13 protein-coding genes are annotated in these 12,563 nt (G+C 66.2%); 1 reads left to right on the top strand and 12 read right to left on the bottom strand.

Features of this window, described 5'->3' with window-relative positions:
* Positions 1 to 187 precede the first annotated feature (187 nt).
* The 10 genes from GC150_13160 to GC150_13205 all read right to left on the bottom strand — a co-directional run bounded on the left by GC150_13160 (position 188) and on the right by GC150_13205 (position 8,040).
* Positions 188 to 568 carry a hypothetical protein gene (locus GC150_13160; GenBank protein MBI1385847.1) on the bottom strand — a complete coding sequence of 127 codons (381 nt, stop codon included), beginning with the start codon at positions 566 to 568 and terminating at the stop codon, positions 188 to 190.
* Positions 569 to 837: 269 nt separating this feature from the next.
* Positions 838 to 2,370, bottom strand: a complete 1,533-nt coding sequence (locus GC150_13165; protein MBI1385848.1) for a methylmalonyl-CoA carboxyltransferase — start codon at positions 2,368 to 2,370, stop codon at positions 838 to 840.
* Positions 2,371 to 2,464: 94 nt separating this feature from the next.
* On the bottom strand, positions 2,465 to 2,848 hold the full coding sequence (locus GC150_13170; protein ID MBI1385849.1) for a hypothetical protein: 384 nt from the start codon (positions 2,846 to 2,848) through the stop codon (positions 2,465 to 2,467).
* A 118-nt stretch (positions 2,849 to 2,966) separates the two neighbouring features.
* A complete protein-coding gene (locus tag GC150_13175) occupies positions 2,967 to 3,974 on the bottom strand; it encodes a Rieske 2Fe-2S domain-containing protein (protein MBI1385850.1) in 1,008 nt (335 codons plus the stop codon).
* Positions 3,975 to 4,068: 94 nt separating this feature from the next.
* Complete coding sequence (locus GC150_13180; GenBank protein MBI1385851.1) at positions 4,069 to 4,878, bottom strand: ATPase; 810 nt, start codon at positions 4,876 to 4,878, stop codon at positions 4,069 to 4,071.
* A gap of 82 nt (positions 4,879 to 4,960) precedes the next feature.
* Positions 4,961 to 5,662 carry an HAD-IA family hydrolase gene (locus GC150_13185; protein MBI1385852.1) on the bottom strand — a complete coding sequence of 234 codons (702 nt, stop codon included), beginning with the start codon at positions 5,660 to 5,662 and terminating at the stop codon, positions 4,961 to 4,963.
* Positions 5,662 to 6,714, bottom strand: a complete 1,053-nt coding sequence (locus tag GC150_13190; protein ID MBI1385853.1) for an RluA family pseudouridine synthase — start codon at positions 6,712 to 6,714, stop codon at positions 5,662 to 5,664. Before GC150_13190 ends, GC150_13185 begins: the two co-directional genes overlap by 1 nt.
* A complete protein-coding gene (crcB, locus tag GC150_13195) occupies positions 6,711 to 7,106 on the bottom strand; it encodes a fluoride efflux transporter CrcB (protein ID MBI1385854.1) in 396 nt (131 codons plus the stop codon). Before crcB ends, GC150_13190 begins: the two co-directional genes overlap by 4 nt.
* Positions 7,107 to 7,191: 85 nt before the next feature.
* A complete protein-coding gene (locus GC150_13200) occupies positions 7,192 to 7,434 on the bottom strand; it encodes a hypothetical protein (GenBank protein ID MBI1385855.1) in 243 nt (80 codons plus the stop codon).
* 75 nt (positions 7,435 to 7,509) lie between these two features.
* On the bottom strand, positions 7,510 to 8,040 hold the full coding sequence (locus GC150_13205; protein MBI1385856.1) for a hypothetical protein: 531 nt from the start codon (positions 8,038 to 8,040) through the stop codon (positions 7,510 to 7,512).
* Positions 8,041 to 8,312: 272 nt separating this feature from the next.
* Here GC150_13205 and GC150_13210 point away from each other — a divergent pair, with 272 nt between their 5' ends.
* On the top strand, positions 8,313 to 9,512 hold the full coding sequence (locus GC150_13210; protein MBI1385857.1) for an MFS transporter: 1,200 nt from the start codon (positions 8,313 to 8,315) through the stop codon (positions 9,510 to 9,512).
* A 32-nt stretch (positions 9,513 to 9,544) separates the two neighbouring features.
* Here the strand turns inward: GC150_13210 and GC150_13215 are convergent, their stop codons facing one another.
* Both GC150_13215 and GC150_13220 read right to left on the bottom strand, forming a co-directional pair.
* Positions 9,545 to 10,855 (bottom strand): AAA family ATPase, encoded by a 1,311-nt coding sequence (locus GC150_13215; protein MBI1385858.1) that lies wholly within the window; start codon positions 10,853 to 10,855, stop codon positions 9,545 to 9,547.
* Between the two features lie 71 nt (positions 10,856 to 10,926).
* Entirely contained in the window at positions 10,927 to 12,369 is a 1,443-nt protein-coding gene (locus GC150_13220; GenBank protein ID MBI1385859.1) for a Do family serine endopeptidase, read from the bottom strand.
* Positions 12,370 to 12,563: the final 194 nt, after the last annotated feature.

The following is a 12,563-nucleotide window of genomic DNA, read 5'->3' on the forward strand; positions in this document are numbered from 1 at the left end:
GCAGCGTCGTAGCGCAAGCCTCGTGACGGCGAACGTGCGCTAATTCTCCCTCGTGGCCGGCTCGCTCGTCGAGAACCAGCTGGTGGGGTGAACACGGCGGAGCAACCAACCAGCGCCAGCAATCAGGGCTCACACCCCTCGCCCCATTTTAAGTTGGATTGCGCAGCCTCTTTCAATCAAAGGCGAATCACGGGCGGTTGGAACGCCAAGCCAACTCAAACTCGCGAGGCCACGCCGCTGTGAACGTCACTGCAAATGCACCAACGACACAAAACTTCTGCCTTAATGACAGCTCGCCGTAACTGTGCTCAATTTTATCCAACCTGATTAACAGGCTGGATTTGGGTGCACGACCCTGAGTCGCTTCGCGACAAATGTTTTCAAGCTTCGATATTTCATCTGCAGAAAATTCTTCCTTGTCTCGATGAACGAACTCATTGCGAATTTTATTGAATTCCAATAGGAGGTCTAGGCGAGGGCCAGAGATGCCCAACGCTCGGAAGAACGACAATTTCTGCCCTACCCATTTTGCCCCAAGCTCTTCTGGTTTTGGAAACCACTGCGCCAAGCCTTAGTCTAAAACTCTGTCAATCTCGTATTGCATTCGCACGACAGCACCGACGTCGTCAGCACTGTCGAAGGCTCGAGCAATTCTCTTTGTATCGATGTCGTGATCGATGATTATGACGTCTGACAACTTTCGCCTCCCCCCGACCCGAGCAACGCGCCCCCCATCTTCCCGCGCCCGGCGGCCGACTCCCCTCGACCCGAGCAATACACCCTCCATCTCCCCGCGCCCGGCGGCCGGCTCCCCGCAGGGGAGTCGCCGGGCGCAAACTAAAGAGGAATATTATCGTGCTTCTTCCAGGGGTTTTCCACCGTCTTGCCGCGCAGCATGTTGAGCGCGCGGCAGATCCGCCGGCGCGTGTTGCGCGGCAGGATGACCTCGTCGATGTAGCCCCGCTCGGCGGCAACGAACGGGTTGGCGAAGCGGTCCTGGTACTCCTTGATCCGCCGCGCGATCTTTTCCTCGTCGCCGAGTTCGGAGCGATAGAGGATCTCCACCGCGCCCTTTGCTCCCATCACCGCGATCTCCGCCGATGGCCAGGCATAGTTGACGTCGCCGCGAATGTGCTTGGAACTCATGACGTCGTAGGCCCCGCCATAGGCCTTGCGCGTGATCACGGTCACCTTGGGAACCGTCGCCTCGGCGTAGGCGAACAGCAGCTTGGCGCCGTGCTTGATGAGCCCGCCGTATTCCTGCGCCGTACCCGGCAGGAAGCCCGGCACGTCGACGAACGTGACGATCGGGATGGAAAAGCAGTCGCAGAACCGAACGAAGCGCGCGGCCTTGCGGCTCGCATCCGAATCGAGCACGCCGGCCAGCACCATCGGCTGGTTCGCAACGAACCCGACCGTGTGCCCCTCCATGCGCCCGAAACCGGTGACGATGTTGCGCGCGAACGAGGGCTGGATTTCGAAGAAGTCCCCCTCGTCTGCAACCTTGAGGATCAACTCGCGAATATCGTAGGGCTTGTTCGGATTGTCCGGCACGAGGGTGTCGAGCGAGGGCTCGACCCGGTCGGGCGCATCGCGCGTCGGCAGCACCGGAACGCCGGACTGATTGTTCGAGGGAATGAAATCCATGAGCCGGCGCATCTGCAGGAGCGCCTCGACGTCGTTCTCGTAGGCGTTGTCGGCGACCGAGGATTTGACCGTGTGCACCGAGGCGCCGCCGAGTTCTTCGGCCGTCACGGTTTCGTTCGTCACCGTCTTGACCACGTCAGGTCCGGTCACGAACATGTAGCTCGTGTCCTTGACCATGAAGATGAAGTCCGTCATGGCCGGCGAATAGACGTCGCCACCCGCGCACGGCCCCATGATGACGGAGATCTGCGGGATGACGCCCGAGGCGAGCACGTTGCGCGTGAAGACCTCGCCATAGCCGCCGAGCGCCGCGACCCCTTCCTGGATGCGTGCTCCGCCGGCATCGAAGAGACCGATCACCGGCGCCCGGTTCATCAACGCCATGTCCTGGATCTTGGTGATCTTCCTGGCGTGCGCCTCCGAGAGCGAGCCGCCGAAGACGGTGAAGTCCTTGGCGAAGAGATAGACCGTTCGCCCGTTGATCGTACCCCAGCCGGTGACGACGCCATCGCCCGGGAACTTCGTTTCCGCCATGCCGAAGTCCGTGCAGCGGTGCTCGACGTACATGTCGAACTCCTCGAACGAGCCTTCATCGAGCAGCAATTCGATCCGCTCGCGCGCCGTCAGCTTGCCGCGCCCGTGCTGGGCATCGATCCGGCGCTGACCGCCCCCGAGCCGTGCAACCTCGCGCCGCTTCTCGAGCTCCTCGATGATGTGCTTCATGGACCCCTCCACGCTCGGACTTCCGCTGGATGCGGGCCTTAGCACGAGGCGCTGCGGCATGGCCACGCGAACTTGCGGATGAGCGGGCGCAGCCTCAGGTGTCGCCGTTGCGGGGCATGGCGCGAGCCCCCTCGAAGAGGCGGGCCTGCGCCGCTACGATCCGTCCCAGCAAGAACGAGGGTGTCAGTCCAATGGCCAGGAACAGTGCAACCGTCTCGGTGCCGGCACCATAGTGGTCTGACAGCTCGACGAGGAGGAAGAACAGCAGCATGTAGAACCCGAACGCCAAGCCCTGCCAGAGCCAGTAGCGCCAGCCCATGACCTCCATCGTCGCGTGCGCCAGTTCGGTGCGCACCGTAGCCGGCCAGCGACGAACCATCCAGCGTGCCAGCACCATCCAAAGGAAGCCAGAGGCCAACGCCGTCAGCACAATCCTCGCGAGGTGGAGGTTGTCGATCCAGGGCAGAAATCGATCCATCACGGTTCCTCCGCACTCCGGTCCATGCGACTGAGCAGCCGTCCGGTGCTGCGTGCCCAACACCCCCAACCGCGCAGTCCAAGTCCACAACCGCCCGGCTCCGCCGTCAATGGTGAACTCACACGCTGTTCAGCGCCTCGGCCACCTTGCGCTGGAAGTAGGCAACGCCCTGCTCGTGGCGCGGCGAAAGCGGGCCGGCCGTATAGTTACCGGCGGCGTAGTTGCGGTGGGTGTCGAGGCAGACGCCATAGTCCTCGTGGACGACCGCCAGGTTGCTCGCGACGGTGCGGGCCCGCGCCTCGGCCCCCGCATCCGACGTGTCGGCGAAGTAGAAGTGGTAGTGCTGCGAGGTCCGCCCGGGGCCTTCCGGGTCGATCCGGCTCGTGTTCATGCCGCCATCGAAGAGCGAGAGCGTCCAGTTCGGCCACATCCAGAGCCACTTGCCGCGATAAAAGAGCCCGTCGCGGGGCGGCGCCGTCATGCGCACGTAACCCCGGTGCGCGGTCGTGCGGAATTCCTCGAAGTCGATCGCCTTGAAGAAGGCGGGATGAACGCCGGGGATATGATAGCCCTCGACGAAATTGTCCGTGTAGATCTTCCAGTTGGCATCGAAGACGACGCTCTCGGCAGCACTCGCAAGATAGCTCTCGATCGGCTCGTCCGCGAGTTCCTCGACCACCTCGCCGAGCTGGTCGAGGAGGCCTTCGGCCGGATCGATCGCCGCGAACAGCAGGCCTCGCCAAATGGCGACCGAAACCTTCTCCAGCGGCCAATCCTCCTTTCGGAAGTCCGGATCGTCACCGAACCAGGGCGCATTGGCCAACTGGCCCCGGTCGTCGAACAGCCATTGGTGATAGGGACATCGCAGCCCCGCGCACCGGCCAGCCCCGTCGGCGACGAGCCGGGCTCCGCGATGTCGGCAGACGTTGAGGAAGCCGCGCAGCTCCCCGTCCCGTCCGCGCAGCACGACGACGCCCATACCCGCGATGGTCGCCGCCACGTAGCTCCCCGGCTCGGCCACCGCATTCGCCGGCCCGAGCAATTGCCATGTCCGCTTGAAGATGCTCCGCCGCTCGGCCTCGTAGGTCGCGGGATCGAAATAGAGGCGTGGCTCGAGATTGCGCATGGTCGGGCTCCATGGGGCGGGTTCTGGAGCTGGATGCTAGGCGAGCCGGCGACCGCGTCCAAGCATCTTGCCGGACAACCCCGCCGCGAAGGCCTCAGCGCTCCGGAGCCTTCGTCTGCCCCGCCCCGTCGATACGGGTCGGGCGATCGAGCAATTCCAGGAAGCGGACCGCCGCCTCGAACTCGGCCGTTCGGAACGCGTGACGCTGCACGGCCAAATCCACCTTGCCCCAGCGCTCACGCTGCCAGCGCTCGTCCACGTGCGCCACCTCCCAGGCCGCCGACGCGGTCAGGAAGCCGTGCCGCACGGCGAGCGCCAGCCCCACCGAGCCGGTGAGCGTCGTCATGTTGTGCAACGCGGTGAGCACATAGGCATCCTCGGCGGCGAGCGCGGAGGCGAGCGCATCGAGCGCGTTGGTTTCCTGCTCGACGTGCGCGACGCCGCCTGTCGTCACGAGCCTTGCGCCGAAGCGCTCCAGCAGCCAGCCGAGCACCGGATCCCAGGCCGCCCGCTGGCGCTCGACCAGTTCCTCGGGTTCCTCGGCGCGATAGCACAAGAGGTCACTCGCCCCGAACGACACCATTTCGGCGCGAATTTCGAACTCCCGGCCGGCGACCCGGTCGAGCGCGGTGTTGGCAAGGCGCGTCGCCTCCATGACCGAGACGTCGATCTCCGCGCCCTGGTCGCGCCATTCCCGCGCGACCGCTTCGGCCATCGCCCGGCTCGGCAGGGCGAGTGCGTTGCGCATCGGCGTGCGCATGGGCCGCCCGTCGAGCAGCACGGCGAACGCCCCGTTTTCCTCTGCAACGCTCACCGTCTCATAGAAGCGCCGCGGCTTCGGGCGAGCCTGCCTCGCGGCCTCCAGGGGATTGTTCGGTTTATCGTCGTTGGCGGGTTTCAATATTCGTCTCGCTTGCCTGGAGGTCGTTGCGGCGCCCGCTTTGCAAACTCTGCGCCGCACGGCCGGGCTCGGAGCGCGATGCCGCTCAATCGCGCCCGATGAATTCCTCGATCAACGCCGCGAGCGACGCCACATCGTCGACCTGATGGTGCGGCTCCTGGCCGGCGAGCGTCACCGCGTCGTGATAGCCCCAGTTGACGGCGACCGCCCCGACGCCCGCGTTTTGCGCCATTTCGACGTCGTAGGTCGTATCGCCGATCATCAGCGTGCGCGCCCGGACGGCCCCGGTTTCCTGCATTGCCTGATGGATCATATCGGGATGCGGCTTGGATGGCGAGGTGTCCGCAGTTTGCACCGTCGCGAACACGCCGGCGAGCCGCTCACGCGCGAGGAATGCCCTCACGCCACGGACCGACTTGCCGGTCGCGATACCGAGCCGCACGTCCGGGCGCCCGGCGAGCGAGAGCAGCAGATCGCGGGTCCCCTCGAACATCGGCTCGGCATGCACGCCCTTGACGCGCGCGGAATGGAACGCGTGCTTGTAGTGCTCGGCGACCGTCGCGATCACCGTCCGCTGCTCGCCGACGAGCAGCGCGCCGACCGCCTCCTGGAGGCTGAGCCCAACGATCGAGAGAACCCGCTCGCGGGCCGGCGCGACGCGCCCGACGGCCTCGAATGCCACCCCCATCGCCGCGACGATGGCGTTCTGGCTGTCGATCAGGGTACCGTCACAGTCGAAGATGATCAGCCGATCCCCCCGATCCTCGTTGCGCCCGCCCCCCGTCATCACCGGCCCTCGTCGATCGCCAACAGTTCGGCCGGCCTGCCGGCATCGAGCCCGAGCGATTTCCAGGTCTCCAGCATGTGCCCCGACAGCGGCACCTCGACCCGCAGTTTGCGCCCATCCGGCTTGACGATCTCGATGGCGCGCGCGTGCAGGTGCAGCTTTCGCGCGATCTCGCCCCCGGGATGTGCCTCGCCGCCCCCATACTTGCCGTCGCCGACGATCGGATGTCCGATGCCCGCAAGATGCGCGCGAAGCTGATGGGTGCGACCGGTGAGTGGGGACAGCGCCAACCAGGAGAGCGAGCGGCCGACCCGTTCGACGACCTTGAGTTCGGTGACGGCGCGCTGTGCCCCGTCCTCGCCCGGCTCGGCGATCCGCACGCGCTCGTCGCCCGTCCCGCCACGCTTGACGAGCGGCGCATCGATGCGCCCTTCCGAAGGCGTCGGCACGCCGATCACCAGGGCCCAGTAGAGTTTGCGGGCCGCCCGCTCCTTGAGCGCCCGCCCGAGCCAGTTGGCCGCCGCGCGAGTACGCGCGAGCAGCATCACGCCGCTCGTATCCTTGTCGAGCCGGTGCACCAGCCGGGGCCGCTCGGGTGCATCGAACTTCAGCCCGTCGAGCAGCCCATCGAGATGCCGCTTGGTGCCCGAGCCGCCCTGCACGGCGAGCCCCGCCGGCTTGGCGATCGCGATGACCTCCGCGTCGCGCATGACGACGAGACTGCGAACGAAGGCGCGGTCGGCATCACTGAGAAGCGCGGCCCCTCGCGCCCGTGGCCCTCGGTCTGTCCCGTTCGCCAGGTCATCGCCGGCCCCGTCCGCGGACGCGCTCGAAGCCGGCCGGCCGGCGCCCGATGGCGGCACGCGAACGACCTGCCCGGCGGCGAGCCGTGTGTCGGCCTTGACCCGCCCGCCGTCGACGCGGATCTGACCGCCGCGCAAGAGCTTCTGGAGCTGCACGTGCGTGAACTCCGGAAAACGCGCCTTGAACCACCGATCGAGACGCATGTCGGTCTCGCCAGCCGCCACCGTCACTTGCCGCACGCCGCTCATAGGCTGGCCATCTGGCGCGCCAGCGCCAGCCCTGCCACGAGCGCCCCGATCGAGAACAGCACCGAGCACCCGACATAGAGTATCGCCGCCGTCGTCTCCCCGCGCTGCAACAGATTGACCGCGTCGAGCGAGAACGCCGAAAACGTCGTGAAGCCACCCAGAACACCGGTGGCAACGAAAATCCTCACCGCTTCCAGCTCCTCATTCGCCAGCGTGGTCCGGCTCGTCAAATAGCCGATGAGCAGCCCCATGGCGGCCGAGCCGACCACGTTGACCGCGAGCGTCCCCCAGGGAAAGCCGAGCCCCAAGAGGCGCGCCGCCGCAAGCCCGACCAGATAACGGCCCGTTGCCCCGATGGCGCCGCCGAGCGCAACGAGCGCGATCAACTTCATCGGCCGGTCATCCGCCACCCAGCGCTTGCGTGCACGACGGTGCGCTTCACCAGCGATGTCGTCGCCCCTCCCGGCCGGGCCATCGTCAGATGCTCTCGACGTCGTCGTAGCGATCGATGCGCCGCCCGATGAACCAGCCGATCGCCCAGCCGATCACCAGCATGAAGAGGATCGAGCCGGCGAACGTGAAGGCGTGCGCCTCCCCAGCCTGATCCGGACTCTGGAAATCCGTGACCGACGTCACGTAGGAGGCCACGAATGGTCCGATGAAATAGAAGGCGGCAAGCGCCCCGAGCATAGCGCCGAGCATACCGAGGAAGATCCGCATTGCACCATCTCTCCAACGCACCGCTCGAGGCGCCGCCCGAGGCATCCGCTCCGGCCCGACGCCCGCGCGTTTCGATCAGTCGTCGATCGGCCAGAACCAGACCTCCCGCGACTTGTCGTAGCCGCCGTAGTAGCCGAGCCAGGCGAAATACTCCATCAGCCAGCTCGCGGTGGTCCGATAGCCGTTCCAGAGGTCGATGTGATCCCCGGTCGCATTGCCGCGTGCAGATTCACCGGCCCGTGACCAGTAGTCCTTGAGAAAGATGAGCCCGCGCCGCCCGAACAGGATGTTCGCATAGTTGGCGGCGTCCGGTCCGGTGATCTTCTCGACCGGCCCCAACCCTTCGATCGAGGCGGCGGCCGAGACCAGCCTATTTGCGAACTGCTCGGCACGGATGAAGTGCATCTGCTCGACCGGGTGCACGCCGCAGTGGATGAGGCCGCTGAGCTGCCCCGGCAGCACGCCGCCCTCGCGCAGGCACACGCCGACACGCACCGCGCATTGATTGGCGAATGTCGGAAAGCCGCTATCCAGCCGGCAGGGCAGCTGATCGGAGACATTTGTCGGATGCACGCGCCAGAGGCGGTCGAAATCTAGCTTCGCCATGTTCGTGAGCCACCCGGAAGGTTCGAGAGCGCCGCGACCGGCCAGCACGACCGGTCTCGGGGCTCATTTCTGCACCGGATGTCGGCGAAATTCCATACGTGCAACGCGCGCACACGCGAACATCGGGCCGCGACCCCGGCGCATCGTCCAATGAAGAGGCGTTGACGCCGCGCATTTTGGGCTTGGCATGGCTTCAGGTCGGGTGCAAAAGCGCCAAGCTCGACGCCTGCGGGGCACCCGCCCATCCGACCAACAACCGAGGATACCGACCGATGGCCATGAATGTGCGCCATCCGATATGGTTGCCCGCGGCCCCGGCACCCGGCATCAGCGCCTTTGCCACGCTCTTCTTCATCGAGACCTTCGCGCGCGCCACCCTGTCCACGGTGGTGCCGCTGCAGGCCTACGACATCATTAAGAACAGCCAGCTCCTCAGCCTGCTCTATACGGGCATTGCGCTCGTAACGCTTCTCTTCTCGTTGATTCTGCCCTTCATCATCGTGCGCCTCTCGCGGCGCTGGACGTACACCCTCGGCGCGGTGACACTGATGGTGGCAGCCCTTTGCTTCGCCACCTACACCTTCACCGGCCAGGTCGGCGGCATGCTCGCACGCGTCATCGGCAGTGCCTGCCTCAACGTCACGCTCAGCCTCTATGTCCTCGACTACATCCGCAAGCAGCAGTTCGTGCGCTACGATTCCGTGCGCCTCACCACCTCCACGATCGGCTGGGCGCTGGCGCCCTACATGGGCGTCTGGCTCTACGTCCACTACGGCCCCTGGGCGACCTACGGCCTCAGCTTCACCTTCGCGTGCATCCTCGTTTGCGTCTTCTGGTACCTGCGGCTGACCGACAGCAAGGCCATCCAGCCGGCCCGCCAGCCGCCCGCCAATCCGCTGAAGAACGTCCGACGCTATGCCGCACAGCCACGCCTGAGGCTCGCCTGGATCATCGCCTTCGGGCGCTCGAGCTACTGGTCGACACTCTTCATCTACGGGCCGATCCTGATGGTCACCTCCGGCCTCGGACAGGAGGCGGGTGGCCTGCTGATCCTTGCGGCGAACGCGCTGCTGATCACCGCCATGGCCTGGGGTCGCTTGGCGGAGCGTTGGGGCGTGCGCCGTACCGCCGTGCTCGGCTTCTATGCAACCGCCGCCTGCCTTTTCGTGGCCGGCTACTTCGGTACGCAGCAGCCCCTCTTTGCAGCCGCCGCGATCCTGGCGGCGAGCTTCTTTTCCGTCCCGCTCGATGCCGTGGGCAGCGTGCCGTTCTATCGCGCCGTTCACCCCTACGAGCGCGCGCAGATGACCTCGGTCTACCGCACCTATCTCGACTTCGGCGAACTCGTGCCGCCGTTGATCTATGCGATCCTGCTGGGATTCTTCGATCTCGGGGTGGTGTTCGTCGCGCTCGGCTTCGTGTTGATCGGCTGCGGGACGATGACCTGGCGCTTCCTCAACCCACGCATTTGACCCGTACCACAGCGGCCCTGCCCGGGCCACGCTCAGCCGCCACGCTCGCCGCGCAGTTTGGCCCAATAGGCCAGCCGCTTCCTGATCTCGCGCTCGAAGCCGCGATCGGGGGGCTCATAGAAGGTCTGCCGCCCGAGTTCCGACGGAAAATAATCCTGACCGGAAAAGCCGTCCGGCGCATCGTGGTCGTAGGCATAACCCGCGCCATAACCCTCGGATTTCATGAGCTTCGTCGGCGCATTGAGGATGTGCTTGGGAGGCACGAGCGAGCCCGACTGGCCGGCCGACCGCATCGCCGCCTTGTAGGCGACATAGCCGGCGTTCGACTTCGGCGCGGTCGCCAGATAGATCGTGGCCTGGGCGAGAGCCAGTTCACCTTTGGGACTGCCGAGGAGGTGATAGGCATCCTTGGCCGCGTTCGCCTGCACGAGGGCGCTCGGATCGGCGAGACCGATGTCCTCGACCGCCATGCGCACGAGCCTTCGGGCAAGGAACATCGGGTCCTCGCCCGCCGAGAGCATGCGCGCCAGCCAGTAGAGCGCGGCGTCCGCGTCCGAGCCGCGCACCGACTTGTGCAGCGCGGAGATCAGGTTGTAGTGCCCATCCTGCCCCTTGTCGTAGACCGCCGCCCGGCGCTGCACGAGCCCGGCGAGCGCGCGCGTGTCGAGGTCCGCCGCCTGGGGCGGCTGCGAGGCCAGCACCTCCTCGATCATGTTGAGCAGGCTGCGTCCGTCACCGTCGGCCATGGCGACCAATGCCTCGCGCGCCGCCTCGTCGACTGGCAGGGTGCGCCCCGTGAGGCGCTCGGCACGCGCCACCAGTTCCTTGAGATCGTCCGCTCCGAGCCTCTCGAAGACGAGCACGCTGGCGCGCGAAAGAATGGCCGCGTTGAGCTCGAACGACGGGTTCTCCGTCGTCGCCCCGACCAGGACGATTGTGCCGTCCTCCATGTGCGGCAGGAAGCTGTCCTGTTGGGCCCGGTTGAAGCGGTGGATCTCGTCGACGAAGAGCAGTGTGCCTCGCCCCGTCGCCCGCAGTGCCTTGGCACGCTCGAAGACCTTCCTGAGGTCCTGCACGCCCGAGAAAATCGCCGAGAGCTGCTCGAACGCGAGGTTGGTCTCGCCGGCCAGCAGCCGTGCGACCGTCGTCTTGCCACTACCGGGCGGCCCCCAGAGGATCATGCTGGTGAGCCGTCCCGTGCGCACCATGCGGGTGAGAGCGCCATCCGGTCCAACGATCCGGCGCTGTCCGACGATCTCGTCGAGCCGCGTCGGACGCAGCCGGTCCGCGAGCGGTCGGGGCGCTCCCTCGCCGAGCCCGGCCGCCTCGAAGAGATCGCCCATGCCGCTTACCTCGCACGAGGTGGCATCCTAGCAGGAACGCCACCACTTCGCCGGCCGATGCGGTCGTGCTGTCACAGCCGGCCCGGCACCACCATGCTCATGCGCCTGTCGCCGCGCCGGATGAGGATGCGCCAGCGCGCCACCCGTTCGCCGAGCGAGGCCTCGAGTTCGCTGAGGTCCGTGATCGGGTTGCGATTGACGTTCTCGATCAGATCGCCGGTCTTGAGGCCATAGCTCGCCGCGATCGAGCCGGCAACGACGTCGACGATCACGACGCCGTCCGTTGCCCGCAACCGGTATTTCTGCTGCAGGTAAGGTGTCAGCTCGGCGGCCTTCACCCCCTCGAGCGGATGGTCGCCGCGCAGCAGAACGACGTCGCCTTCGGCTGTCGGCGGTGCCTCGCGCAAGGGAACGTCGAGTTCGAATTGCTTGCCGTCGCGAATGATCACGACCCGCGCCGAACCGCCGACACCGCGCGTCGTGAAGCGATAGGTGAAGGCGCGCGGATCGTCGACCTGACGACCGTCCACCGAGACGATCACATCGCCTGCCCTCAGTCCACCTTCCGCCGCCGGCCCCTGCTCCAGCACCGCCGTCACGAACGCCCCCGAGACCCGGTCGAGACCGAGCGCATCGGCGAGATCGCGCGTCACCGGGGCGAGCTCGCCACCGAACCACGGCCGCTTGACGGTGCCGCCATCGACAGCGGTGCTGACGATGAGCTGAACCTGGTTGGATGGGATCGCAAAGCCGATTCCGATGGAACCGCCCGAGCGCGAAAAGATCGCCGTATTGATTCCGACCAGCCTTCCGGCCATGTCGACGAGCGCGCCACCCGAGTTGCCGGGATTGATGGCCGCATCGGTCTGGATGAAGAACTGGCTATCGGAGCTGCCGACGCGGGTGCGCGCGAGCGCCGAGACGATCCCGCTCGTCACCGTCTGGCCGACCCCGAACGGATTGCCGATAGCGAGCACGAGATCACCGACCTCGACCTGATCGGAATCGTGGAAGGCCAGGAATGGGAACCGCTCCTCCGCCTCACCCACGATCTTGAGCACGGCGAGATCGCTCTGCTCGTCACGCAGGATGACACGGGCATCGAACTCGCGCCGGTCGGCGAGGGAGACCTTGATCTCCGCCTCCCCGCCGCCCTTGATGACGTGGTCGTTCGTCACGACCAGCCCGTCCGGCGAAACGATCACACCCGAGCCGAGGCTGTTCTCGACACGCTCGCGCGGTACGCCGAAGCCGGGCCGGTTTCGAAAGAACTGGCGAAAGAAGGGATCGTCACCGAAGGGGGAGACGAACGTGCGCACCCGCGCCCGAACGTAAACGTTGACGACGGCCGGGGCCGTGCGCTTGACGACGGGCGAATAGGAGAGAAGCAACTGGTTCTCGGTGTCCGGAACCACGCGCTCCTGGGCCGACGCTCCGCCGGCCGTGAGCGCCGCCACCATGGCGACGATCGCCATCGAGACCGAAACGCCGGCCGCCCGCAATCCTCTCATCATCCCACCCATGCTGTTGTATGAACCACGCCCGCATAGCACGAGCGAGAAGCGATCGCAGCCCCCGACGGCGACCGCTCCAGCCGAACCCGGGTCGGCGCGCTAGCGCACCCATCCGATATCGTATCGTTCCATCGGCGCGCTCTCTTGCTGAAGGCCGCCACCAACGCGAACGGGCGAGGTTGCCCCCGCCCGAT

It is taken from the genome of Hyphomicrobiales bacterium, assembly GCA_016125495.1.
GTDB lineage: Bacteria > Pseudomonadota > Alphaproteobacteria > Rhizobiales > RI-29 > RI-29.